The sequence below is a fragment of the Pseudomonas sp. PIC25 genome, from assembly GCF_002286785.1.
GTDB lineage: Bacteria > Pseudomonadota > Gammaproteobacteria > Pseudomonadales > Pseudomonadaceae > Pseudomonas_M.
Window position 1 is genome coordinate 15,762 of record NZ_MUJY01000142.1, and the last position, 23,750, is coordinate 39,511.

Sequence of the window (23,750 nt, forward strand, 5' to 3'; positions counted from 1 at the left end):
GTGCTTCATTCGATAACCCAGCGCGGGCCGGCTGCCGCCGTGCCGGCCGAGGGCATGGCGAAGCCAGGTAGCGACCCGCGGGCGGCCGTCGCCCGATCCGGCGAGACGTTCATCCTGCCCGACACGGCGCTGCTTCCCGAGAGCGGGGCGCCCGATGAGAGCGGCGGCGACGAACCCGTCGACGCGCTGCCGGCCGAATCCGGGGTGGACGAGCTGCAGCCGCCGATGGCCGATATCCTGCCGGCGGACCCGACCGTGACGCCGGAAACGGAATCGCGGGCCGAGCGCTGGCTGCTGAGCATGCTCGACCAGCGCGCGACCCGCGTGCAGGCACAGGACAGCGATGAAACACCGGCCCGGCAAACCATGGACATCGCCCTGCGAAGCATTCCCCAGGTGCTGGTGAATCCGCTGCGGCAGGACGGGCGGGCGCAGCCGCTGAGCGTGCCGTCTTCGTTGAGCATCAGTGGTGCCTTGGCTATGCCCGAAACGCCCGTCGCGATGGTGCTTCACGCTGCCCAGCCGGGCGAGGGCAGCGAGACGACTCTGCTCGCGCCCCTGGAACGTGCCGGCAACGCGTCGTCACTGCCGCAGGCCGCTTCAACGGTGATCGACGGCACCAACCCGATCGCTTCGCCCATGGCGGCAGTGCAGCCGGCGACGGCTCTGGAACGCACGCTGAAGCTGGAGGCGCCGGAGGCCAAGTGGGGCGAACAGATGCTGCATGCCTTGCGCGACACCGTCGAGCTGCAGGTCCAGCAGCGCGTGCAGAACGCCAGCATCCGTCTCGATCCGCCGGAGCTGGGCAGCCTGGAGATTTACCTGAGCCACGAGTCGGGTCGCCTGAACGTGCAGATTTCCGCCGCGCAGAGCGATGTCGCACGACTGCTCAACCAGACCAGCGAGCGCCTGCGCCAGGAACTGGTGGGGCAAAACTTCCTGCAGGTCAGCGTGCAAGTTTCCGCCGACGGCCAGTCGGGGCAGCAGCACGCCCGGCAGGGGCGGGCCTGGACGCCGGTCGAGGACGAGATCGCAGCGAATGCCCTGCGCGAGAGTACATCGTCGGGCAGCCGGCGGGCGGCGCCGGACGATGTCCTGGTCACCGTGTAAGCGCCCGTCGGCTGTGGTCGGGCTTGGTCAGTCATTCCTTTTGATGTGAGTCGAGAACTGTTTATGGCGATGCCGCGAATCATCCTGTTGATGCTGGTCCTGAACACGGCCATCGCCCTGGGCGGGCTGGCATTCAACTACAGCATGCTCAAGACCTTGCAGGCCGGTGGTGGCGTGGCGAACGGCGAGTCGTCCGAGGGGCGGACCGAAGCCGAGGCGGAGGAAGCCTCGGAATACACCTTCTTCCCCATCGAAAAGGTCATCGTCAGCCTGCCCGGCAAGGGGCGTGAGCACTACTTCGTACTGGACTTGGTGCTGCAGGCCGAGCTGGATACCGACCGCAAGAAGCTCGAACAGGTCGACCCCATGGTGCGCAACTCGGTGGTGGCGCATCTCTCCACCCTGAGCTTCGACCAATTGCGCGGGCTGCCGATCACCGAGCTGCAAGGGACCCTGGAAAAGGTCCTGCTCGACGATTTCGCCAGCAAGAAGGTCGCAGTGCCTTTCGTCCACGTGCTGGTCAGCAAACTCATCGTGCAATAAGAGCCGATCATGAACGCGAACTGCGCTATCGATTATGACTACGCCCTCGGCCAGGCGGCGCCCGCGCTGCTGCGGCCGGAGGACGAGCGGAAGTGGCTGATGCAATACCTGCCGCTGGTCAAGCGCATCGTCAGTCAACTGTCGCTGCAGGCCAACCAGGTGCTCGACCGCGAGGACATGGAGCAGATCGGCCTGATGGGCCTGCTCGATTGCCTGCGCCGCTACGGCGAGCCGGACGAGGGCTTCGGCCGCTACGCCGCCCTGCGCGTGCGCGGCGCCATCCTCGATGAGCTGCGCCGCCAGGACTGGCGGCCGCGCCAGGTGCGCCAGCAGACCCACAAGATCCGCGACGCTATCCGCCAACTGTCGCGACAGCTCGGCAGGGCGCCAAGCGACGAGGAAATCCTCGCGGCCACCGGCCTCGCCGAGAAGGACTACCAGGCCTTCCTCCAGGCTGAATCCTGCGAGGCTATCGAGAGCCTGGACGAGCTGTTGCAGAACGGCCACGAAGCCTTCGCCGACGGCGCCCAGGGCGTCGAGGAACGCGTGCTCAAGGAACGTCTGCTGGCGCAGGCGCTGAGCCGGCTGGACGAGCGCGAGCGGCTGGTGCTGACGCTCTACTACCAGCACGACCTGAGCCTGAAAGAAATCGCCCTGGTCCTCGACGTGAGCGACGCCCGGGTATGCCAACTGAGCAAGCAGGCGCTGAACAAGGCCTGCCGCTACCTGACCGAGAGAGCCTGAACGTGCAGAAGTTATTGGGTGCATTGATCATCGTCGCCTGTGTACTGGGCGGTTACGCCATGGCCCATGGCGACATGCGGGTGCTCTGGCAGCCAGCCGAGGTGGTGATCATCCTGGGTGCCGCCCTGGGCAGCCTGATCGTCGGCAACCCGAAGGAAGTGCTAATGGAGATGTGCTCGCAGATCAAGGGCGTGTTCGTCTACAAGCGCCGCGGCGAGGAGTTCCAGCGGCAGTTGCTGATGCTGCTCTATGAATTGCTGGAGATGGTCGATGTGGGCGGCCTCAAGGTGCTCGACGCGCACATCGAAGAGCCGGAGCAGAGCGAACTGTTCGCCAAGTACCCACTGATCCGCCAGGAAAAGAACCTGATGGCCTTCATCGCCGACAACTTCCGCCTGATGGCCATGGGCAAGATCAGCGCCCACGAGCTGGAAGGCTTCCTCGAGCAGGAGCTGGAGGCCATGGAGCACACGCTGCTGCTGCCGTCGAAATCGCTGCACAAGATCGGCGAAGCCATGCCGGGATTCGGAATCCTGGCGGCGATCATGGGCATCATCATCACCATGGGCAACATCGGCGGTTCGGTCGCCGATGTCGGCACCCACGTGGCGGCGGCACTGGTCGGCACCTTCCTCGGTATCTTCTTCTGCTACTGCCTGATGGACCCGTTGAGCAACGCCATGGCGCAGCGGATCAAGACCGAGCTGTCGGCCCTGGAATGCGTGCGTACCACCCTGGTGGCGCATGTCGCCGGCAAGCCGACGCTGCTGGCAGTGGATGCCGGGCGCAAGCTGATCGAGCAGGACGTGAAGCCTGCCTTCAAGCAGCTGGAGACCTGGGTCAACCGCTACGAGGATGAAAGGGACGTGGCATGAAGAAGCGTTCCGACAAGGACCACGAGATCATCGTCAAGCGCCGCTCGAAGAAGGGGCATGACGAGGAGCACGGCGGTGCCTGGAAGGTGGCCTTCGCCGACTTCACCTTGGCGATGATGGCGCTATTCATGGTGCTCTGGGTGGTCCAGCCGCAGAACCAGTCGCCGGTGCCGCCGCAATCCGATCTCATGACCAACCCGTTGGTGGACGGCGGCGCGGGCGTGTTCGACGGCACCAGCCAGACTCCCCTCGACCTCGATGGCGTACCGCTGTCCGCGCATCAGGACAGCCAGCCCGTCGCCGATGCCAAACCGCTACGGGACGGCGAGGAGCGATCGGAAGGGGAGGCCTCGCGCAAGCGCTACGGCTCGTCGGCGGAAATGGCCGAATTGGCCGCGCTGATGGAAAAGATGGCGCTGGAAGTCGATGCCATGGCCAACATCGAGGTCAACGTGGTGCCCCAGGGCCTGCGCATCCTGATCAAGGACGACCAGCGGCGCTTCATGTTCCAGCGCGGCAGTGCGGTGCTCAACCCGCATTTCCAGGGGCTGCTCGGCGCGCTCGCCGGCATCCTGGCCAAGGTGGACAACAAGCTGATCATCAGCGGTCACACCGACGCCACGCCGTACCGGACGCGCGCCGGCTACAACAACTGGAACCTTTCCGGCGACCGCGCATTGCGGGCGCGCAACGTGATGGTCGATGCCGGCCTGCCGTCGGCCAGCGTGCTGCAGGTGGCGGCCCAGGCGGACGTCATGCCGTTGCGACCGGACGAGCCGGAGAACGGCGCCAACCGACGCATCGAACTGCTGCTGCTGACCACCCGCGCCGAAGCGCTATACCGCGAACTGTTCGGCGATGCCCAGGCGCAGGTGCATTACTCGCCGAAGGGCAGCGACTACGTGGCACCGGTACGAGCGGAGAAGCAGCCGCTCTGACACTGGCTTGTGCAGGGGCGAATTCATCCGCCCGGCGAGGTGGGGAGGGCGAATGAATTCGCCCCTACGACGAGGTCCGGGCTTTCCTTGTAGGAGCGAGCTCTGCTCGCGAGCGGGATCACGTAAAAGCTTCGCCAGCAGAGCTGGCTCCTACGAAAAGCGGGTTCGGTGCAATACGACTTATAGGGGCGAATTCATTCTCTCGGCGTATCCGGGAGCGATCACACCCGGCGGCTCACTGCGCACAGTAGACCTGGCGGACTTCCTGGGCGTAGAGGCAGCCGTGGAGCGGTTCGAGCTTGAGCGTCGAACCCGGCTTGCGGACATACAGCAGGTTGAACAGGAGGTCGTCGTCCAGCGCGTTGTTCGGCCAGAGACCGGAAATGCGCCCGCTCTCCACACGCAGCAGGTAATGGCCGAGAAAGCCGAACTCGACGCTGCCGCTGGTCTCCAGGATGGTGTCGCCCTGGCGGGTCATGGCGTGGAAATGGTCCTTGCTGAACTGGATGCTGTGGCGCACCTCGGTCAATTCGCCCTTGCTCGACAGCACCTGCCCGCCCGAGGTGTAGCGGCCGCTGAGTTCGGCGGCGGAATTGACGTTCATCCAGGCCGCCAGCAGGCCGCCGCCGAGCAGCACCACGGCCCCGGACAGGGTAGCGATGCCCCGGCCGTTCAAGGACGGCAGGTTCATGGCAGGCACTCCAGCAACATCTGGTCGGGCAGGTCGTCGATCCGTTTCCTGCTCACCGTCAGCGTGCGCATGCCGCCGTCCGGTTGACGGCAGAAAACCTCGAAAAAGCCGGTGGTCATGGCGATCACCACATCGACCGGCCTTTTCGCCAGGGTCGCCATGCGTGTGGTCAGGCCCTGGGTAGCCTTGCTCAGCTCGGGGAGCACTTGTTCCTTTTCATCGATGTACTCGACATGCAGTTTTCCCACCTGCGCATGGCTCCTGGCCAGTTCGCTCTGCAGGCCGATCCGGTGGATGTACTGCGCCACGTTGATGCCGAGCAGGGCCAGCAGGGCCAGCAGGGCGAGCGCGAGCAGCGGCCAGGTCGCGGTGCGTTTCATCGCCACCGGGGGCGAGGCTGGCGGTGCTTCGCTTGCTTCCGCTTCGACCATCGGTTCGTTGGCTGGCACCTGGGTCAGCAGGAACTGCGGATTGAACAGATAGCCCCGGCGCGGCAGGGTCTGGATGATCTGCCGCTTCTTTTCGTCGGCGAGCACCTGACGCAAGGTATAGATCTGCTGGTTCAGACTGCCCTGGCCGACGACCCGATCCGACCAGGCGTGCGACATCAGCGCTTCGCGCGACACCACCTCGCCGGGCTCGAGCAAAAGGCGCTCCAGCAACCGGCTGCCGGAGAAGCCGAGGTCGACTTTTTCCCGTTTGCCATCCACTTGCAGATCCAGCTGGTACAGGGCCGGATAGAAGCGCGCATAGCAATCGTCCCTGCCTGTTTTCAGTACCAGGCAAGAAAGATTCCCTGCTTCGCCGGTCACTTGAGGATCGTAAGGTGCGTTCATGTAGTCGACTGACGGTTTTACGGTGGATTGCCGTACATACTGGACAAAAGTGATGGCATTTTGACGTCAGAAAAATAGTGATGCAAGTACTGGTTTGAGTGTGATGATGGTGGCAGGTTCGTCAGCCTAGCTTGTCTGGTTCGGGGAAGCGGCTTGGGTAAGCGAAGAAAGTCCGGGCGGCCGCGGCCCTGGATTGCGCAAGAACGTAGGATCTACGAGCGCGTGCTTTTTTGCAGGAGCCGGCTCTGCTGGCGAAGCGTCTGTGAGGTTCACTGCGGGCGGGTCTCTGCTTCTCCCCCTCCAAACGAAAACGCCCCGAACCAGTCGGGGCGTTTGGGGCGGGGTGGCGGATGCCCCCGCGTGTCCTGCGGCTTAGCCGAGCAGGGACATGACCATGCCAGGCATCTGGCCGGCTTGCTTGAGCATGGAGATGCCGGACTGCATGAGCATGGAGTTCTTGGTCATGTTCGCGCTTTCCTTGGCGAAGTCGGCGTCCATGATGCGGCCCTTGGCCATGTCGGTGTTGTCCTTCATGTTGGCCAGGTTGTTGTTGGTGTGGTTCAGGCGGTTGATGTTCGCACCGAACTGGGCGCGCAGCGAGCCGACGTCGTCCAAGGCGGAAGCGATGGTGTCGATCATGGTGTTGGCGCCGGCGGCGGTGGCGATTTCGGTGCCGGCGGTGCCCGGGGTGGTGTAGTTGCTGGACAGGCCGTCCAGGGTGGTGCCCAGCGCGGCGGAAGCGGTGGTCACGTCCAGGGTCAGCTTCTCGGCAGTGGTGGCGCCGATCTGGAAGTCCACGGCGGCGGCGCCGAACTTGCCGGTGCTGCCGTCCAGGCCGAACAGTTTTTCGCCGGCGTAGCTGGTGTTGGTCATGATATTGGCCAGCTCTTTGCCCAGTTCGTCGAACTCGGCTTGCAGGGCATCACGGTCGGCCTGGGCGTTGGTGCCGTTGGCGGACTGGGTGGCCAGGTCCTTCATGCGCTGCAGGATGTCGGTCATTTCGTTGAACGCGCCTTCGGCGGTTTGCAGCATGGAGATGGCGTCGCCGGTGTTGCGCATGGCGACGTCCATGCCACGGGACTGGGCGTTCAGACGGGTGGCGATCTGCAGACCGGCGGCGTCGTCGGCGGCGGAGTTGATGCGCAGGCCGGTGCCCAGACGCTGCTGGTTAGTACCCAGGGCGTTGTTGGTCTTGGACAGGTTGGTCTGGGTTACCAGGGAGGAGTAGTTGGTATGGATCGACAGAGCCATTTGGGTATTCCTTCTGCTTGAGCTTGAGAGAAGCTGGCTGTGTTTGCCTGCTGAAGGGGTAAGGCGACCGACTTCCGGCGCCGATTAAATGACTCTTCGAAAAATTTTTTGGTCCTGGCTTTTTAAGTGGGCGGTTGCAGGACTCCTGAGCCAAACCAATTACTGAAGTTTCGCAGACACTTCTTGTTTCGCCCCCCGGCGAGTCACTTCTGGCAGTCGCCCCAGAAGTAACCAAGAGGGCTTGCCCCGGCATCCGGGCCTCGCTTCGCTCGACTTCCCTCCCTCCATCGCCGCTCCGGGGGCCGGCCTCGGCGGTCCCGCACGAGGGGCCATCCCTGGCCAATCGCGCCTCTCGCGGCATCCATGCCGCTCGTCCCCCTACACGACGATTCCGCTCGGCCTCCTGACGGGGCGTCCGAGTTAGCCGAACCTCTTCTGCAAGTCTGGCAATGACAAAGCGTCAGGATCACTGCACTACACCGAGCGGTACGACTCCCCTCTACCCTTCAGGGGAGAGGGGGCCATGTACATTGGAAAGGTCGTGAAGTGAACCGCTCGGACGCTTCGCCAGCAGAGCTGGCATCCTACAGATGCGCGCCCGTAGTCGGATCGCGCCGTTCGATCAGGATCGCCAGGGGCGCTTGCTCCTCACCCCCCCCTCACAGACTACCCCTCACTGAAACGTACTGGTCACCACTCCCGCCTCGAGCACCTTGGCGTCGATAACCTTTTCGCTGCTGAGGTTCTTCACCCGGATCACCGCGCCTTCGCGGCCGTTTTCCAGGGCTTCGCCCTGGGCCGAGGCGGCGATGCCGTCCTGGTTGGCGACGATGGTCACGCGCTGGCCGCGGCGGACCAGCAGCGGGGTGCCGAGCAGGGCGGGGGTGATCAGTTGGTTGGCGCGGATACGGCGCTTGGCGCCCTGGCCGATGACGTCGTCCGGGTCGTTGAAGAAGCCGCGCGGGGCCTTGGCGATGTTCAGTTCTTCCCGTTTGAGCTGGTCGGCGCCGATGGTCTGGCCGCGCTCGATCACCGTGCGCGCATGGACCACGGGCAGGAAGACGTTCGCCTGGCTGACCACGGCGACGGTCCAACCGGGCTGGTCGGGGCACTGCACGCTGTAGCGCTGGCGCACCAGCAGGGACGGGTTGTCGCCGCTGACGCTCACTTGCGGCGGGACGGAGCAGGGGGGCAGAGCCGCCGTGGCGGACAGCGGGCTGCTGTCGTGGGTGAAACGCAGGCCCTGCCAACCCTGGCGGCTGGCTTCTTCCTGCAGCCGTTGCGCCAGATAGGCATGCACTGCCTCATCGATCTGCTGCCTCGCCTCGGCGACGGCATACAGTGGCGCCAGGAGCGCGGCGAGCAGGAAAACCAGACGACTGCGGGCGGAAAGAGCGCTTCCGCTTCCGCCCCGGCAACCCGCCGAAAGCGGAAGCAGGATGGCCCGCGGAGTCTCGGTGACTCTAAAAAAATCCAGGAAAATCAATCGGATGCTCGCATTTGTCAGGTTGGGCATGGTTTGTGCTCAAGCAAGGCCATGCTGAAACCTTGGTAGGTGTGGGTGATGAGTATACGGATTGAAGACGCGCTGGGCGTCCATGCGCGAGCGCTGGAGCTGCGGATGCAGCGCAGCGAGATTCTGGCCTCCAACCTGGCGAACGAGGACACCCCGGGCTTCCAGGCGCGGGACATCGATTTCGCCGGCGAAATGCAGCGGCTGGACAGCGACCGGCAACTGCACGTCGCTACCGCCGGCGCCGACCCGCAACTGAAGTACCGCGTGCCGACCCAGCCGTCGCAGGACGGCAACACGGTCGAGCTGAGTGTCGAGCAGGGCGCGTTCTCCAAGAACGCCATGGATTTCCAGACCAGCCTGACCTTTCTCAACATGAAATTCCGCGGCCTCAAGCAGGCCATCGAGGGACGTTGACGCCATGTCGTTCGATTCCATCTACCGCATCGCCAGTTCGTCGATGAACGCGCAGACCGTGCGCCTGAACACCGTGGCCAGCAACCTGGCCAACGCCGAGTCGGCCGCGACCAGCGCCGAAGACGTCTACCAGGCGCGCAAGCCGGTGTTCGCCGCGGTCTACGAGAACGGCGAGCTGACCCGCGACGCCGGCCTCGGCGGCGCCCATGTGCAAGTGCTCGACGTGGTCACCGCCGGTCGCGATCCGGTGCGCCGCTACGAGCCGGACAACCCCTTGGCCGACCGCGACGGCTACGTGTTCTACGCCAACGTCAACGAGATCGAGGAAATGACCGACATGATGTCGGCCAGCCGCAGCTTCGAGACCGGCGTCGAGGTGCTCAACCGGGTCAAGAGCATGCAGCAGAGCCTGCTCAAGCTGGGAGACGCCTGATGGCCACGGTCAACGCAACGAGCCAGTCGAATACCGCGTCGATCGATATCGATGCGGTGAAGAGCCAGGCGGTGAACGTCAGCGACGCCACCCAGATGGAGAACAACTTCATCAGCCTGATGGTCGCCCAGATCAAGAATCAGGACCCGACCAAGCCGGTGGACAGCACCGAGTTCCTCAACCAGTACGCCGCCATGTCCCAGGTCAAAAGCATGGAGAACATGACGGCGCTCACCAAGAGCAACCTGGTGTTGCTCGACAACCTGCAGACCCTCACGGCGGCCGGCCTGGTTGGCCAGGACGTGAAGGTGGCAGCGAGCAGCCTGCAGCTCGACGGCGACAGCGTCGGCGGCCGGCTCACCCAGGCGCATGCCTCGAGCAAGACGGTGCTGGTGCTCACCGACGCCAACGGCGTGAAAACCGAGGTGCCGCTCGGCTCCAAGGAGGCCGGCACGGTGGAGTTCGTCGTCGATCCGAAGGCCCTTGGCCTGGCGCCCGGCAAGTACAGCATCGAGGCGAAGACCGACAGCGGCGAGTACCCGACGGTGGAGGTCGCCGGCCGGGTGAAGCAGGTACGGGTCAGCAGCGAGGGCCCGGTGCTGGAAATCGAAGGCGTCGGCTCCGTGCCGTTCTACAACATCACCGAATTCGGTCAGACCCCGGTGGCCGGACTGCTCTAGCTCCTAACAGGAAGAATCGATATGAGTTTCAACATCGCCCTGACCGGCCTGAACGCGGTCACCGAACAGCTCGATGCCATCAGCAACAACATCGCCAACGCCGGCACCACGGGCTTCAAGTCGTCCCGTGCCGAATTCGGCAGCATCTACGCCGACAGCCAGGCCATGGGGGTGGAAGTCCTCGGCCTGACCCAGAGCATCAGCCAGGGCGGCGCCCTGGTGACCACCGGCCGTAGCCTGGACCTGGCGATTTCCGGCGGCGGCTTCTTCGTCACCAAGGCGAGCAACGGCGACGTCAACTACACCCGTGCCGGCGTGTTCGGTGCCGATAAGAGCAACTACCTGGTCAACGTCTCCGGTCAGCGCCTGCAAGGCTACCCGGTGGACGCTGCCGGCAACCTGCTGGTGGGCGCGGTGGGCGACTTGCAATTGCAATCGGCCAACCTGCCGGCCAAGGCCACCGATGCGCTGGCCTTCGTCGCCAACCTGGATTCCAACGAGAGCGTTCCGGCGGTGGGGCCGTTCGATCCGGCCAACGTGGACACCTACAACGCCACCTACACCACCAAGGTCTTCGACTCCCAGGGCAAGGAACACACCCTGACCCAGTATTTCGTCAAGACCGCCGACAACACCTGGGATGCCTATTACTACGCCGACGGCGGCTCGGTGGGCGGCCCGCAGGCGCTGACCTTCGCCACCAACGGCTCGCTGGCGACGCCGGTGGGCGAGGTGACCGTGGGCTTCCCGCTGGCCGGGGTCGACCCGATGAGCATTGCCATCGACTACAGCGGCACCAGCCAGTACGGCTCCGATTTCGTCGTCACCACCAACCGCGCCACCGGCTACTCGGCCGGCGAGCAGACCGGCCTGGCAGTGGAGAAGGACGGCATGGTCTACGCCAACTACAGCAACGGCCAGCGCATGCTGCAGGGCCAGGTGGTGCTGGCCAACTTCACCAACCCCGGCGGCCTGCGCAACGTCAACGGCACCGCCTGGAGCGAGACCTCCGATTCCGGTGCGGCGCTGGTGGGGGCGCCGGGCGTCGGCATGTTCGGCGAACTCAGTGCCGGGACCCTGGAAAGCTCCAACGTCGACCTGACCCAGCAACTGGTCGGGCTGATGGAAGGACAGCGTAACTACCAGGCCAACACCAAGGTGCTGTCCACCGACAAGGAACTCACCCAAGTGCTGTTCGGCGCGATCTGAGGTAAGCCATGGACCGTCTGGGATACACCGCGATGACCGCCGCGAGCCGCACCATGACCTCGCTGCAGGTGCGCGCCAACAACCTGGCCAACGTCAACACCCCCGGCTTTCGCGCCGACCTGGAGCAGGCCAAGGCCGTGGATGTCCAGGGTTATGGCTACGACAGCCGGCACATGGCGCTGGCCAAGAGCAATGGCGTGAGTCTGGCGCCGGGCGCGCTGATAGCCACCGGCCGCGACCTCGACTTCGCCATCCAGGGCAAGGGCCTGATCGCCCTGGAAGGCGCCGACGGCAACGAGGTCTATACCCGCCACGGCAGCGTCCAGGTGGATGCCGAGCTGCGCCTGACCATCAACGGTCGGCCGGTGCTCGGCGAGGGCGGCCCGATCGTCCTGCCGGAGTACGACAGCCTGCACATTGGTTCCGACGGCGTGGTTTCGGTGATGCCGCGCGGCGATTACCTGATGGCCGAGGTGGACCGGATCAAGCGTGTCGACGTGCCGGCCTCCGACCTGATGAAGGACGCCAGCGGCCTGCTGCGCACCAAGGACGGCCAGCCGGCCGAGGCCAGCGAGGAAGTGGTGCTGGTATCCGGCCACCTGGAAGCCAGCAACGTCTCGGCCATCGAGCAACTGGTTGGCACCATGAGCCTCAATCGCCTGTTCGAGACCCAGGTGAAGATGATGAAAGCCGCCGAGGACCTGTCCGACGCGGGCAATCGCATGATTCGCGGCAGCTAAGCGGGAGTACGCGCAAATGAGTTCGGCACTTTGGGTCAGCAAGACCGGCCTGGCGGCACAGGACACCGCCATGGCGGCGGTGGCCAACAACCTGGCCAACGTCAACACCACCGGCTTCAAGAGCGACCGGGTGGTTTTCGAGGACCTGTTCTACTCCATCGAACTGCAACCGGGGGCCCAGGCCGACCAAGTCAACACCGTGCCGTCCGGCATCCAGCTGGGCAGCGGCGTGCGCGTCGCCGGCACGCAGAAGGTGTTTACCGAGGGCAGCATCCAGACCACCGGCCAGCCCATGGACCTGGCCATCATCGGCCACGGCTTTTTCCAGGTGGAAGCGCCGTCCGGGGAGATTTTCTACACCGAGAACGGCCAGTTCCAGCTCAATGCCGAGGGCGTGATGGTCAATGCCCAAGGGCTGCCGCTGGTGCCGGCCATCGAAGTACCGGCCGGCAGCAGCCGCTTCACCGTGGGCAGCGACGGCACCGTCACCGCCGTGCTGGCCGGTGAGACCGTGCCGGTGGAGCTGGGCCAGATCACCCTGGTCAACTTCGCCAACCCGGCCGGCCTCGAGGCCCTGGGCGGCAATCTCTACAAGGAAACCGTGGCCAGCGGCGAGCCGGTGGAAGGCGCGCCGGGCGAGGAAGGCCTGGGCACCCTCAAACAGGGTGTGCTGGAAGGCTCCAACGTGCAGGTGGTCGAAGCCATGGTCAACATGATCGCCATCCAGCGCGCCTACGAGGCCAATGCCAAGGTGCTGGACGCCGCTTCGGGCATGCAGCAGTTCCTCAACCAGACCGTTTGATGCCGATGATGCGTACCTTCAGCCTGTTCGCCCTGCTGGCGCTGCTCGCCGGCTGCCAGAGCTTCGACGAAATGCGCCCGGACGAGGACTCCAGCCAGTACGAGCCGCTGGAGCTGGACTACAGACTGCCGCCGACGTCGCGCGGCGGGCTGTTCCGCTCCGGCTACGCCGGCTCGCTGTTGCAGGACAAGCGCGCCCTGCGGGTGGGGGATATCCTCACCGTGGTGCTGGACGAATCCACCCAGTCGAGCAAGAGCGCCGGCACCAGCTTCGGCAAGTCCTCCAGCGTCGGCATCGGCGTGCCCACCGTGCTCGGCAAGACCTACCCGAAACTGGAAAGCTCGGCGGAGGCGGAGCGCGATTTCGAGGGCTCGGCCAAAAGTTCGCAGCAGAACACCCTGCGCGGCTCCATCGCTGTCACCGTGCACAAGGTACTGCCCAACGGCGTGCTGCTGGTGAAGGGCGAGAAATCGCTGCGTCTGAACCAGGGCGACGAGTTCATCCGCCTGACCGGCTTGGTGCGCCTGGACGACATAGACCGCTTCAACCAGGTGTCCTCGCAGAACGTCGCCAACGCGCGCATCTCCTACGCCGGTCGCGGCGTGCTCAACGACAGCAATTCGGCGGGCTGGCTGACGCGTTTCTTCACCCACCCCCTGTTCCCCCTCTGAGTGGTATCGCCCATGCTTCAGTTTTCCCGGTTCCTGCTGGCCGCCTGCGGCCTGATCTGGCAGACGGCCGCCCACGGCGTACCGCTGATGGACCTCGTGGACATCGAAGGCATCCGCGGCAACCAGTTGATCGGCTATGGCCTGGTGGTCGGCCTCGACGGCACCGGCGACAAGAACCAGGTGAAGTTCACCAGCCAGTCGGTGGCCAACATGATCAAGCAGTTCGGCGTGAACCTGCCGCCGAACACCGATCCCAAGCTGAAGAACGCCGCCGCGGTGATGGTCACCGCCAACGTGCCGCCGTCCTACAGCGCCGGCCAGACCATCGACGTCACCGTGTCCTCCCTGGGCGACGCCAAGAGTCTGCGCGGCGGCCTGCTGCTGATGACGCCGCTGCAGGGCGTGGACGGCGAGACCTACGCCCTGGCCCAGGGCAACCTGGTGGTGGGCGGCCTCAAGGCAGAAGGTGCCAGCGGCTCCAGCGTGGCGATCAACAGCGCCACCACCGGCCTGATTCCCAACGGCGCCACCATCGAACAGATGATCCCCAGCGATTTCGCTCAGCGCGACGACGTCATGCTGAACATCCGCAAGCCCAGCTTCCAGACCGCCAGCAAGGTGGTGGAAGCGGTCAACGCCCGCTTCGGCAGCGGCACTGCCACCGCCCTCGACGCCACCAAGGTGTCGCTGCGCGCGCCGCTGTCGAGCAACCAGCGCATCGGTTTCATGGCCATGCTGGAGGCGGTCGAAGTGGACGAGGGCCGGGTCCGGCCGAAGGTGGTCTTCAACAGCCGCACCGGCACCGTGGTGGTCGGGCAGGGCGTGCGCGTGAAGGCGGCGGCGGTGGCCCATGGCACCCTCACCGTGACCATCAGCGAGAATCCCCAGGTCAGCCAGCCCGCGCCGTTCTCCCAGGGCCAGACAGCGGTGGTGCCGCAGTCCGACGTGGCGGTGACCCAGGACAAGAACGCCATGTTCAAGTGGCCGGAAGGCGCCAGCCTGGAAAGCATCATCAATACGGTGAACAGTCTCGGCGCCACGCCGGACGACGTGATGAGCATCCTGCAATCCCTGGAGCGGGCCGGCGCCCTGAACGCCGAGCTGATCGTGATCTGAGTGCGGACCCCATGAGCATCGTTTCCCTGAATCGCAATACCTCCGCCTCTGTCCATGCCGATGGCGGCGGAGCCGCGCCGCGCGAGCAGTTGCAGCAGGCCGCCGAACAGTTCGAAGCCCTGTTCCTCCAGCAGATTCTCAAGCAGATGCGCAAGGCCGGCGACGTGCTGGCGGCGGACAACCCGATGCGCAGCCGCGAGCTGGACACCATGCGCGACTTCTACGACGAAGTGCTGGCCGAGACCCTGGCCGGCAAGAAGCAGACCGGCATCGCCGACCTGCTGGTGAAGCAGCTCTCCGGTGACGGCGCCTCCATCGCCGACATCGAGCAGGCCGGTGCGGCGGCACGCTCCGCCGAACTGTCGCGCGGCTCGCTGATCGAGCCGCTGGCGAGCACCTGGCGACGCGGCATGGATGGCCTGGCGGAAGCCTGGCAGCGTGGCACGGCCGGTTTCAAGGCGCTGGTGGAGAGCGTCATTGCCCAGGAATCCGCCGGGCGCATCGATGCGGTGTCGTCCAAGGGCGCGCGCGGCCTGATGCAGTTGATGCCGGAGACCGCCCGCGAGATGGCCGCCGAACTCGGCCTGGCCTACGACGAGGCGCGCCTGACCAGCGACGCGGCCTACAACAAGACCCTCGGCAGCGCCTACCTGAACAAGATGCTGGCGCGTTACGACGGCGAGCATGCGCTGGCCCTGGCCGCCTACAACGCCGGTCCCGGCCGGGTCGACGAGTGGCTGGAGCGCAACGGCGACCCGCGCCGCGGCGAGATCAGCGTCGGTGCCTGGATCGAACGCATCCCGTTCAAGGAAACCCGCGACTACACCACGCGTATCCTGCGCAGCCTGCGGAGCGCGCCGCTGGCCGAAACCCCGCGGACGGAGCCGGGCGGGCTGGCCCAGGCCCAGCCGTTGCAGCCGCGCTGGACGGCACAGACCCGTGCCCAGGTGGAGCTGGCCGAGGGCGTGCGCCAGGGCGAGCTGCTAGGCGCCGCAGTGGGCAAGCGCATCGCCGTGCGGGAGGAGCCGCGCGAGCTACCGTCCGTCAACGGCCCGGTGATCGAGCTGGCGCGATTTAAGTCCGCCGCCGATCCGGTCGCCTTGCAAGAGAAGAGCATCTCTCGATCCGCTGCCTCCGGCACCCATCAATCCCTGTCGGCGGCCTTTGCCCAACCGATCCGGATCGAGCGAAAGGAGACCTTGTCGTGAGTATCTTGAGCCAGATCGGCTACAGCGGTGTGCGGGCGTCGCAGGTGGCGCTGACCACCACCGGCCAGAACATCGCCAACGTCAACACCCCCGGCTTCAGCCGGCTCAACCCGGTGTTCGGCTCGCTGGCCGGGCAGGGCGGCCTGAGCGTCGGCGGCGGCGTGCAGGTCACCAGCATCCGCCGGCTGGCCAACGACTTCCAGAACCAGCAGTTGTGGCGCGCCAACACCGAGTTGAGCTACTACAGCAACGCCCAGCAGTACCTGACCTCGCTGGAAGGCCTGATGGCGGGCGAAGGCTCGAGCATCAGCGTCGGCCTCGACCGCTTCTTCGCCGCGGTGAGCGAAGCCAGTGCCTCGCCGGACTCCATCGCCCTGCGCCAGCAGATCCTCAGCGAAGCGAAGAACCTCAGCCAGCGCTTCAATGGCCTGGGCAGCAACATCGGCGCCCAACTCAACGCCCTGCACGAACAGCGCGGCGCCATGGCCGGCGAAGTCAACGGGTTGATCGGCAACATCGCGCTGCTCAACCGTAAGATCGTCGAAACCGAATCCGTCGGCGGCGACAGCGCGGCACTGCGCGACCACCGCGAAAGCCTGGTCAAGGACCTCAGCCAGTACGCCGGCCTGCGCGTCCACGAGACGCCGGACGGCGCCCTCAGCGTCGCCCTGGCGAACGGTCAGCCTTTAGTGGCGGGCAGCACGGCGGGGCAGTTGCAGGTGAACACGACCGCCAGCGGCGAACAGGTGGTGGCGCTGTCTTTCGCCGGCACCAGCTTCCCGCTCAAGCAGGACGGCTTCGACGGCGCCCTGGGCGGTCTCTACGACAGCGAATACGACAGCCTGCGCCCGGCGCTGGAGGCCCTGCACGACATGGCCGGGGCGCTGGCGCAGATGCTCAACGATACCCTGGTGACCGGCTTCGACCTCGCCGGCAACCCCGGCCAGCCCTTGCTGGCCTACAACGCCGCCAGCACCACGGCGATGCTCAGCGTCAACGCGCTCGCCCCGGAGCAGCTGGCGTTCTCTTCCACGGCCGGAGAAACCGGCAACAACGAAGTGCTGCTGGCGCTGCTCGAACTGAAACGGCAGACCATCACCCTCGGCGGCAGCCAGGTCACCCTGAACGACGCCTATGCCGGGCTGCTCGGCCAGGTCGCCAGCGCCAGCCGGCAGAACCAGGCCGACCTGAAATCGGCCACGGCGGTGGCCGAGCAGGCCCAGGCCCAGCGCGACAGTGTCAGCGCCGTGAGCCTGGACGAGGAGGCGGTGAACCTGATGACCTACCAGCAGGCCTACCAGGCCAACATGAAGGTGATCAGCACCGCCAACCAGATGTTCGACGACATGCTCGCGGCGTTCTGACGGCGCCCCAGGAACAGGATCTCCCCCATGCGGATCACCAACGTCCAGACCACCGCCGTGATGCACAACGCCATGAGCGCCAACTCCGCGCAACTGGGCAAGCTCATGCAGCAGATGGCCACCGGGCAGCGCCTCATGCTGCCCTCCGACGATCCAATCGCCAGTGTGCGCATCCTCCGCGTGCAGCGCGAAGAGGCCAGCCTGACGCAGTACCGCAGCAATATCGCCAACGTGTCCAGCAGCCTGTCGGTGCAGGAAGCCAACCTGCAATCCACCTCGGACGCCATGCTCAACGTGCGCGACCTGTTGCTGTGGGCGGCCAACGGTTCCAACACCAGCGAGGATCTGTCGGCCATCGCCGGCGAACTGAGCAATATCGAGAAGACCCTGCTCAGCTTCGCCAACGTGCGTGACGAGGAGGGTCGCTACCTGTTCTCCGGCACCCTCAGCGACACCCCGGCGGTGACCTTCGATGCGGCCACCGAGACCTACGCCATCACCGGCAATGGCAAGCACCGCCAAGCGGCGGTGGCCAACGGCGTGCTGGTCGAGGAGAACGTCACTGCACTGGACGTATTCGGCGCCGGCATCCCGATGCTCAACGAGCTGCACGCCCTGGTGAAGACCCTGCAGGACCCGGCTCTCGACGCGAACGACCCGGCGGTGCGCCAGCAGATCGACGATACCCTGCTGCGCCTGGATGAGACCCACGCCGGCGTGCTCGGTGCGATCACCGAGCTGGGTGGGCGGCAGAACACCCTGACATTGCTCACCGATAGCAACGAGGAAGTCTCCCTGGTCAACCAGAAGATCGAAGGCGAACTGTCCCGGCTCGACTACGCCGGCGCATCCATCGATCTGAACAACTACCAGTTGTCCTTGCAGGCCACACAGAAGACCTACCTGAAGATTCATGAGCTGTCGTTGTTCAGCCTGTTGTAGAGCTTGTTCAGCATCTGCTGCGCGTCGGGCCTGTCGCGTTGAAAACAGGCTCAGAATGCTCATTTGCCACTTGTAAACTGCGCTTCTTCGCCCGTTTTTGCCTTGCATGCCTCTAGCTCGCAAGACGTTGAACAGGCTCTGCGAGCGGAGGAAATCCATGAAGGTCGAAAAGCAGCTACCGGCCGTTGCCACCATCGATTCCCGCGAGCGGCGCCAGGCGGTCCTGCCGGATGCGCCGGCGAGCGTGTCGCGCAAGGCCCCGGCCAATCCCGTCGATACGCACCGGGCGGAACGCGCCGCGGGGAAGAATGCGAACTTCAACCTGCAGCTCAACCAGCAACTGTCGTCGATGCAGTCGGCGGACAGTTACCTGGGCGAGCTGGCGGATCGCCTGGCCCAGCTCAAGCTCAGCCTCGGCCGCGAGCTGAGCAATTCGCAGCCCGGTGCGCGGGAAGCCGTGAAGCAGGCCATGCAGCAGGCCCACAGCCTGCTCCGGCAACGCGCCGAGCGCTCCGGCAACAGCCTCGACGCCAGCTTCAAACTGCGCCTCAACGAGCCGGTGCGCAGCCGCTTCAGCCTGGAGGGTCTGGAGTCCATCGACGCCATCCGCCGAGCCGGCAAGGAGACGCTGCTGTTCAGCGGCGGACGCGCGCTGGCCGAGCCGGTGGCGGTGGTCCTCGACGAGGACATGAGCGAGCAGCAGATTCTGCGCCGCTTCAACACCAGCCTTGGCCAGGCCGGCATCCGTGCCGAGCTGGATGCGGGCGGCGCGGTGAAGTTCAGCGCGAAGGAGAGCGATTGGCAGCAGCTCAAGGGGCAATTGGCGGTGCAGGGCGAGGGCAAGCTGTTCGCCAAGGGCAAGCCGACCCGCCTGGACAGCCACGAGGACGAATTGCTCAGGCTGCCGGCGGACAGCAGCCTGGACAGCTTCCGCGAGCTGCGCCGGGTGCTCGACGACGTGGTGCGCGCGCTGGACAAGATCGCCTCGCTGCGCGAGCAGCTCAGCCATCGGCAGGAGGAAATCCGCGAGTTTCTCGCCCGCCAGTCCCATCAGGACGAGAAGCAGTGGGCGCAGGATTACGCCAGCCTGGTGTTCAACCTGATGCGCCAGAGTCCATCCAGCTATGCGGCGGTCACCCAGACCGTGATCGCCCAGGCCAATATCAACCGTTTCACCGTGGTCAGTCTGCTTTCCTAGCGTTCGGGTGTTGTCGTGCCGATAACGGATCTTTTCAAGGGCGGCGGCAAGTCCGGCGCTTTTCGCGGGCTTTCGGAAGTCCTCGCCATACTGTTCCGCGACAAGCGGAGTTTGACGGAAGAGGCCGCGCTGGGCGATCTTGTGACGCCGCGTCGCGCCATTCCTGACGCCGGAAGCTCGGGCTCCGGGGCGCGATCGCCGCATCAGGACGCCGTTTCGGGCGATACACCGAGGAGCAACATGGTTTACGTACAACGGGACGCGGACGGACACATTCTTCGGGTCGAGCACGAGCCCTTCGACGAAATGACCGAAGTGCTGGCCGTCGAAAGCGAAGAGTTGCAGCGCTGGATCACCGCCAAGGAAGAGATGAAGGCGCGCCTCGACGCGTTGCGCAGTTCCGACCTCGACCTGATCCGCGTGCTCGAAGATGTGGTCAGCGTGCTGGTGGTACGCGGGCTGATCAGCTTCACCGACCTTCCCGAGGCCGCACGCCTCAAACTCGACCAACGCGCCCTGGCCCGCGCCGAAATCGAAGGCTTGGCCGACGTGCTCGGCGAAGAAAAGGACGTTTGAGTCAGTCCTGGCCTCCGTAGGGCCGCCCCGCCATTGTAGGAGCGGCGAACCAGGCCCCGGAGAGCTTCGCCAGCAAAGCTGGCTCCTACGAAAAGCCACTGTGCCTGAAGCGAAGCCTTCGTAGGGGCGAATCATTCGCCTGCGGGGGCTGCTGGCCGTCCCGCACTTCGTATATTCCTCGAGCCGGTTTCCGAAGAGAAACCAAGCCCAATTATTCCATGGCCGCTCTTATCGCCACGCAGCCTTAGTTCATCGAACTTGAACTGGAAGTACATATTTTCTCTTTTGCTAAACCTGTGCTAATCCTGAGTCGAGCGGAGTTTGTTTTCTCCGGCTATTGTTTTTTTCGGATCGACACAGTAGTTTGCCGACATTCGTCAGCCACCCTTTAGCTCGGAGAGAAGAGATTGTCCAAGCTTGCCGAATTCCGCGCCGCCGAAAGAGCGCTTCAAGAACACCTGGCCCAGCTTGAATCGCTGAAAAAGGATGCGGCATTAAAGAAAGAACTCGAGTTCGAAGAAAAACTGCTGGCGCTGATGCAAAGCTACGACAAGGGCTTGCGGGATATCGTCGCGATCCTCGATCCGGAGCCGGTCAGCGTCAAGCCGGGCAAGGCCGCCCGTGGCCCGCAGCGCCGCCAGCGCGCCGTCAAGGTCTACAAGAACCCGGAAACCGGTGAAGTCGTCGAGACCAAAGGCGGTAATCACAAGGTTCTGAAAGCCTGGAAAGAAAAGTACGGTGCGGAAAAGGTCGAAGGCTGGCTCCAGGCCTGATCTGACCATCGTTAAGAAAGCCCCGCGTAGCGGGGCTTTTTTATTTCAAATATTCCTCTGCCAAGTTTCCACGTTATCTATCGCCTCATGCCGATATAAGCACTCGCGTACTACCGGTTATTGGCCGGGTTAAAGCGCTCGCGCGCTGTTTGGCAAAGTGCTATCTCCTCTCTCTCGACAATATTTCCGTCGTTGCAGGTGAACCGTGCAGGGAGAAGACTCACTTTGTTAGCAGCAATTTCTGGCCCCCCGTTTTTCTTACGATCAGTCCCCACCGTTCAGACAGGCCAGGCTGGCGAAGTCGGTATGCATGCCGTCCAGGCGATTCAGCAAACGGGTGCGCTGTTTGTCGTCGGCGAGTGCCATGACATCCACCAACAGACGGATGGCGGCCTGCTCGTTGCGGGCGAAGGTCTGCCGGTACTGCTCGCTCCAGAGTTCCTCGCGCCGCTGCAGCAGGCGCGCGATGCGGGCCGGGAAGCCGTCGGCCTGGCGCTGGGCGAGGGCGTCGCGGAATTCCGCCTGCCAGCGCGCGCGGTTATCCAGCCAGAGGCCGTTCTGGTCGCCAAGCGACTGGGCCCACTCGCTCACCCGCTGGCGTTGCGCCGGACTGAGCCGGCCGAGCCAGTTGCCCAGGCGTTTCTCCATGCGCTCGGTGCGCTCCTCCAGGCGGTCTTCCCAGGATTCGTCCTGTAGCTTCTCGCGGCGCTGGCGCATGTCCTTGTCCAGTGAGGCATACAATTCCTGCACCTGGGCATCGGTCAGCTTGCGCAGAAGCTGGACGGTGGAGGGGGTGATTTCCTTGGCGATCTCCTCGATGGCGCCCTTGGCTTCCTCCAGGCGGGCACGCAAATTGGCTTCGGTGACCTGCCCGGTCTCGACTTCGCGGTTGATCTCGTTCAGCCACTCGAGATAGGCCGGTAGCTGGGTCTTGCAATGCCAGGCGAGGTGTTCCTGCAAACGGGTCTTGAAGGTCTGCTCCTGCTCCGTGGTCATGCTCAGGTATTCGTTGACCGACCAGGGAACCAGCACGTCGAGGTTGCGGTAGACCAGGCCGACCCGGGTGCAGGAAACGAGCAACAACAGCACGCCGAGCGCCACCACCAGTGGGAGTCGTTCGCGAAGGCGAGGAAAGATGCTGCGCATGAGGGCCTCTTCGTCGCGGATGTTTTCTTTAGGAAAACCCCTGGCGCGCAGAGTTTCCAGGAACCGCCGCTGCGTTGCCGACCATTGGCGTGAGCAAAGGTCCATTCGGCGTGGTCTGGATGGAAGAGAGCAATGCGAAGGGCGCCATGGCCGCCATTCGAGGGGCCAGGGGCGGCCGGCGGATGCTTCGCGGCAATCGAATGAACTCGTCGACTGTGGAGGTAGGCATGAAAACCGAAGTGATTCAGCTCAAGGGCGACCAACTACCGGAGGTCTGGCGTCCCGCCTGGGAGGTGTGCTGGGCGATCGTCATGGACGGTTCGCTGATGGCTGGTCCCTATGCCTCGGAGGAGGAAGCACGTGCCTCGCTGGCGCAATCCTCGATGTTTTCCGTCGACCTGGGCTGATTGCGCGATTCTCTACGGATCGGGTGCATGGGCACCGGCCAGAGCGGCGGGCTGGTCCACCAGGGCGCCGACCAGGCTCAGGGCCTTTTCGAACGAGGGGTAGCCGCTCTTCGCCACGTCCAGTCCGGCGTAGCGCGCCCGGTAGGTTTCCGCCTTGAGCGGGTCGGGCGTATCGAGCAGGTAGGGTTCGGCGTAGATCTTGTACATCAGCGCCGTGGCGTGCGGATGACCCTTGTCGACCGCCTGTTGCAACAGCTCCAGCACTTCGTCCACCTGGGGGCCCATGCGGATCAGCATCACCGCCTTGTAGAACTCGGTTTCGCCTGTCGTGTCGTGGGGGGCTGCACGTTTAAGCAGTACGTTGGCCAGTTCGTAGGTTTCCGGGTCGCCGGACACGATCAGCAATTTGGCCTGCAACAGGTCGTTCTGGTAGAGCAGGCTTTCTTCGCGGCAACGGCTTTCGCTCCAGGGTGTGTCGCAGGGCTGCGAGGCGCAGCCGGCGAGGGGCAGCAGTAGAGCGAAGATGGTCCATCGTTTCATGGCGTTCCTCATGATCGGCGCGTCGGCTCCGCAGGTTCGACCGTCCTTCGCCCGTTGCGTTCGCCGCGCGGCTCTTCGCTTGAGTAAAGATGATCCGGGCCGAACGGGCCAAAGGGGGAAGGCAATGCTGGATTGCATCATCGTCGGGGCGGGCCCGGCCGGGTTGACCGCAGCCATCTACCTGGCGCGCTTTCACCGGTCGTTGCAGGTGATCGACGGCGGCCCCGGCCGGGCGTCTCTGATTCCGATGTCCCATAACTACCCCGGTTTTCCGCCGGGCATCACCGGCCCGGAGCTGCTCGAACGCTTGCGCTGCCAAGCCTTGGATTTCGGGGCGACGATCATTGCCGCGCAGGCCCGGGCCCTGCGTCAGGAGACGCTGGGCTTCTGCTTGACCCTCGACGACGGGCGCGGATTGCAAGCTCGGCGGGTTCTGCTGGCGACCGGCATCGAAGACGAGTTGCCCGACATTCCCGACGCGGCGGAGGCCATTCGCTCCACCCGCGTGCGTCTGTGCGCGATCTGCGACGGCTACGAGGTGAACGGCGATGACGTGGCGGTGTACGGTCCGGCGGAGCGGGCGATTCGCCACGCGGTGTTCCTACGGACCTTCACCGACAGGGTCACCGTGATCGTGCATGGCGACTCGCAGGCCTGCGAGGACGCCCTGGCCCTGGCGAGCCACTATGGCATCCGGCTGATCGGCGACCGTGTCGAACGCCTGCAGATCGCTGCCGATCGCCGTGTCGGCATGCGTACCCGCAAGGGTGAGCAGTACTGGTTCGATGTGGTGTATCCGGCTTTGGGAGCACGGGTCCGCTCCGACCTGGCGCGGTCCCTGGGGGCCCGCTGCGACGAAGAGGGTCGGCTGTTCGTCGATGCTGCGCAGTGCACCAGTGTGCCGGGGCTTTACGCGGCGGGCGATGTGGTCAGTTCCTTGAACCAGGTCAGCGTCGCCACCGGCCAGGCGGCGCAGGCGGCCACATCCATTCACAACAGCCTGGAGGCCAATCCCTGGCGGCGTTGA

General features: G+C 64.9%; 27 protein-coding genes. 21 read left to right on the forward strand and 6 right to left on the reverse strand.

Annotation, left to right across the window (positions count from 1 at the left end; translation table 11 throughout):
• From BZL41_RS17685 to BZL41_RS17705, 5 genes are all read left to right on the forward strand, one after another.
• Positions 1 to 1,110, forward strand: a complete 1,110-nt coding sequence (locus BZL41_RS17685; RefSeq protein WP_095600526.1) for a flagellar hook-length control protein FliK — start codon at positions 1 to 3, stop codon at positions 1,108 to 1,110.
• A gap of 63 nt (positions 1,111 to 1,173) precedes the next feature.
• Complete coding sequence (locus BZL41_RS17690) at positions 1,174 to 1,653, forward strand: flagellar basal body-associated FliL family protein (protein WP_095600527.1); 480 nt, start codon at positions 1,174 to 1,176, stop codon at positions 1,651 to 1,653.
• A gap of 9 nt (positions 1,654 to 1,662) precedes the next feature.
• Complete coding sequence (locus tag BZL41_RS17695; RefSeq protein WP_095600528.1) at positions 1,663 to 2,397, forward strand: FliA/WhiG family RNA polymerase sigma factor; 735 nt, start codon at positions 1,663 to 1,665, stop codon at positions 2,395 to 2,397.
• Between the two features lie 2 nt (positions 2,398 to 2,399).
• On the forward strand, positions 2,400 to 3,272 hold the full coding sequence (motA, locus tag BZL41_RS17700) for a flagellar motor stator protein MotA (protein WP_084337964.1): 873 nt from the start codon (positions 2,400 to 2,402) through the stop codon (positions 3,270 to 3,272).
• On the forward strand, positions 3,269 to 4,210 hold the full coding sequence (locus BZL41_RS17705) for an OmpA family protein (RefSeq protein WP_095600529.1): 942 nt from the start codon (positions 3,269 to 3,271) through the stop codon (positions 4,208 to 4,210). The genes motA and BZL41_RS17705 overlap by 4 nt, the downstream gene beginning before the upstream one ends.
• A 235-nt stretch (positions 4,211 to 4,445) precedes the next feature.
• Here BZL41_RS17705 and BZL41_RS17710 read toward each other — a convergent pair whose 3' ends face one another.
• From BZL41_RS17710 to flgA, 4 genes are all read right to left on the reverse strand, one after another.
• Entirely contained in the window at positions 4,446 to 4,901 is a 456-nt protein-coding gene (locus BZL41_RS17710; RefSeq protein ID WP_095600530.1) for a hypothetical protein, read from the reverse strand.
• Positions 4,898 to 5,737, reverse strand: a complete 840-nt coding sequence (locus BZL41_RS17715) for a winged helix-turn-helix domain-containing protein (protein ID WP_095600531.1) — start codon at positions 5,735 to 5,737, stop codon at positions 4,898 to 4,900. Before BZL41_RS17715 ends, BZL41_RS17710 begins: the two co-directional genes overlap by 4 nt.
• Positions 5,738 to 6,109: 372 nt before the next feature.
• Positions 6,110 to 6,988, reverse strand: a complete 879-nt coding sequence (gene lafA, locus BZL41_RS17720; RefSeq protein WP_095600532.1) for a lateral flagellin LafA — start codon at positions 6,986 to 6,988, stop codon at positions 6,110 to 6,112.
• 673 nt (positions 6,989 to 7,661) lie between these two features.
• Complete coding sequence (flgA, locus tag BZL41_RS17725; protein WP_256578189.1) at positions 7,662 to 8,504, reverse strand: flagellar basal body P-ring formation chaperone FlgA; 843 nt, start codon at positions 8,502 to 8,504, stop codon at positions 7,662 to 7,664.
• Positions 8,505 to 8,552: 48 nt separating this feature from the next.
• On the opposite strand from flgA, the gene flgB reads away from it, so the two are divergent.
• From flgB to BZL41_RS17795, 14 genes are all read left to right on the forward strand, one after another.
• A complete protein-coding gene (gene flgB / locus BZL41_RS17730; RefSeq protein WP_095600533.1) occupies positions 8,553 to 8,918 on the forward strand; it encodes a flagellar basal body rod protein FlgB in 366 nt (121 codons plus the stop codon).
• Positions 8,919 to 8,922: 4 nt separating this feature from the next.
• On the forward strand, positions 8,923 to 9,351 hold the full coding sequence (gene flgC / locus BZL41_RS17735; protein ID WP_084337976.1) for a flagellar basal body rod protein FlgC: 429 nt from the start codon (positions 8,923 to 8,925) through the stop codon (positions 9,349 to 9,351).
• Positions 9,351 to 10,031 (forward strand): flagellar hook assembly protein FlgD, encoded by a 681-nt coding sequence (flgD, locus tag BZL41_RS17740; protein WP_095600534.1) that lies wholly within the window; start codon positions 9,351 to 9,353, stop codon positions 10,029 to 10,031. The genes flgC and flgD overlap by 1 nt, the downstream gene beginning before the upstream one ends.
• Before the next feature lie 21 nt (positions 10,032 to 10,052).
• Positions 10,053 to 11,240, forward strand: a complete 1,188-nt coding sequence (flgE, locus tag BZL41_RS17745; RefSeq protein WP_095600535.1) for a flagellar hook protein FlgE — start codon at positions 10,053 to 10,055, stop codon at positions 11,238 to 11,240.
• A gap of 8 nt (positions 11,241 to 11,248) precedes the next feature.
• Positions 11,249 to 11,980 (forward strand): flagellar basal body rod protein FlgF, encoded by a 732-nt coding sequence (locus BZL41_RS17750; RefSeq protein ID WP_095600536.1) that lies wholly within the window; start codon positions 11,249 to 11,251, stop codon positions 11,978 to 11,980.
• A 16-nt stretch (positions 11,981 to 11,996) separates the two neighbouring features.
• Positions 11,997 to 12,782: a flagellar basal-body rod protein FlgG gene (gene flgG / locus BZL41_RS17755; protein WP_095600537.1), complete on the forward strand. Its 786-nt coding sequence runs from the start codon at positions 11,997 to 11,999 to the stop codon at positions 12,780 to 12,782.
• Positions 12,783 to 12,790: 8 nt separating this feature from the next.
• Positions 12,791 to 13,453, forward strand: coding sequence for a flagellar basal body L-ring protein FlgH (flgH, locus tag BZL41_RS17760; RefSeq protein WP_174706182.1), 663 nt, complete (start codon positions 12,791 to 12,793; stop codon positions 13,451 to 13,453).
• Positions 13,454 to 13,465: 12 nt separating this feature from the next.
• Complete coding sequence (locus tag BZL41_RS17765; RefSeq protein ID WP_095600538.1) at positions 13,466 to 14,569, forward strand: flagellar basal body P-ring protein FlgI; 1,104 nt, start codon at positions 13,466 to 13,468, stop codon at positions 14,567 to 14,569.
• Positions 14,570 to 14,580: 11 nt separating this feature from the next.
• Positions 14,581 to 15,777, forward strand: coding sequence for a transglycosylase SLT domain-containing protein (locus BZL41_RS17770; protein WP_095600539.1), 1,197 nt, complete (start codon positions 14,581 to 14,583; stop codon positions 15,775 to 15,777).
• On the forward strand, positions 15,774 to 17,141 hold the full coding sequence (gene flgK, locus BZL41_RS17775; protein WP_095600540.1) for a flagellar hook-associated protein FlgK: 1,368 nt from the start codon (positions 15,774 to 15,776) through the stop codon (positions 17,139 to 17,141). Before BZL41_RS17770 ends, flgK begins: the two co-directional genes overlap by 4 nt.
• Positions 17,142 to 17,168: 27 nt before the next feature.
• Positions 17,169 to 18,083: a flagellar hook-associated protein FlgL gene (gene flgL / locus BZL41_RS17780; protein ID WP_095600541.1), complete on the forward strand. Its 915-nt coding sequence runs from the start codon at positions 17,169 to 17,171 to the stop codon at positions 18,081 to 18,083.
• A 157-nt stretch (positions 18,084 to 18,240) separates the two neighbouring features.
• Positions 18,241 to 19,281, forward strand: a complete 1,041-nt coding sequence (locus BZL41_RS17785; RefSeq protein WP_095600542.1) for a hypothetical protein — start codon at positions 18,241 to 18,243, stop codon at positions 19,279 to 19,281.
• Positions 19,282 to 19,521: 240 nt separating this feature from the next.
• Positions 19,522 to 19,857, forward strand: a complete 336-nt coding sequence (locus BZL41_RS17790; protein ID WP_084337995.1) for a tryptophan synthase subunit beta — start codon at positions 19,522 to 19,524, stop codon at positions 19,855 to 19,857.
• 407 nt (positions 19,858 to 20,264) lie between these two features.
• Positions 20,265 to 20,630 carry a histone-like nucleoid-structuring protein, MvaT/MvaU family gene (locus BZL41_RS17795; RefSeq protein ID WP_095600543.1) on the forward strand — a complete coding sequence of 122 codons (366 nt, stop codon included), beginning with the start codon at positions 20,265 to 20,267 and terminating at the stop codon, positions 20,628 to 20,630.
• Between the two features lie 264 nt (positions 20,631 to 20,894).
• Here BZL41_RS17795 and BZL41_RS17800 read toward each other — a convergent pair whose 3' ends face one another.
• Positions 20,895 to 21,776: a DUF6279 family lipoprotein gene (locus BZL41_RS17800; protein WP_095600544.1), complete on the reverse strand. Its 882-nt coding sequence runs from the start codon at positions 21,774 to 21,776 to the stop codon at positions 20,895 to 20,897.
• Between the two features lie 227 nt (positions 21,777 to 22,003).
• Here BZL41_RS17800 and BZL41_RS17805 point away from each other — a divergent pair, with 227 nt between their 5' ends.
• Positions 22,004 to 22,183 (forward strand): hypothetical protein, encoded by a 180-nt coding sequence (locus tag BZL41_RS17805; protein WP_095600545.1) that lies wholly within the window; start codon positions 22,004 to 22,006, stop codon positions 22,181 to 22,183.
• A 12-nt stretch (positions 22,184 to 22,195) separates the two neighbouring features.
• Here BZL41_RS17805 and BZL41_RS17810 read toward each other — a convergent pair whose 3' ends face one another.
• Positions 22,196 to 22,723: a hypothetical protein gene (locus BZL41_RS17810; protein WP_095600546.1), complete on the reverse strand. Its 528-nt coding sequence runs from the start codon at positions 22,721 to 22,723 to the stop codon at positions 22,196 to 22,198.
• Between the two features lie 124 nt (positions 22,724 to 22,847).
• On the opposite strand from BZL41_RS17810, the gene BZL41_RS17815 reads away from it, so the two are divergent.
• Positions 22,848 to 23,750: an NAD(P)/FAD-dependent oxidoreductase gene (locus BZL41_RS17815; RefSeq protein ID WP_095600547.1), complete on the forward strand. Its 903-nt coding sequence runs from the start codon at positions 22,848 to 22,850 to the stop codon at positions 23,748 to 23,750.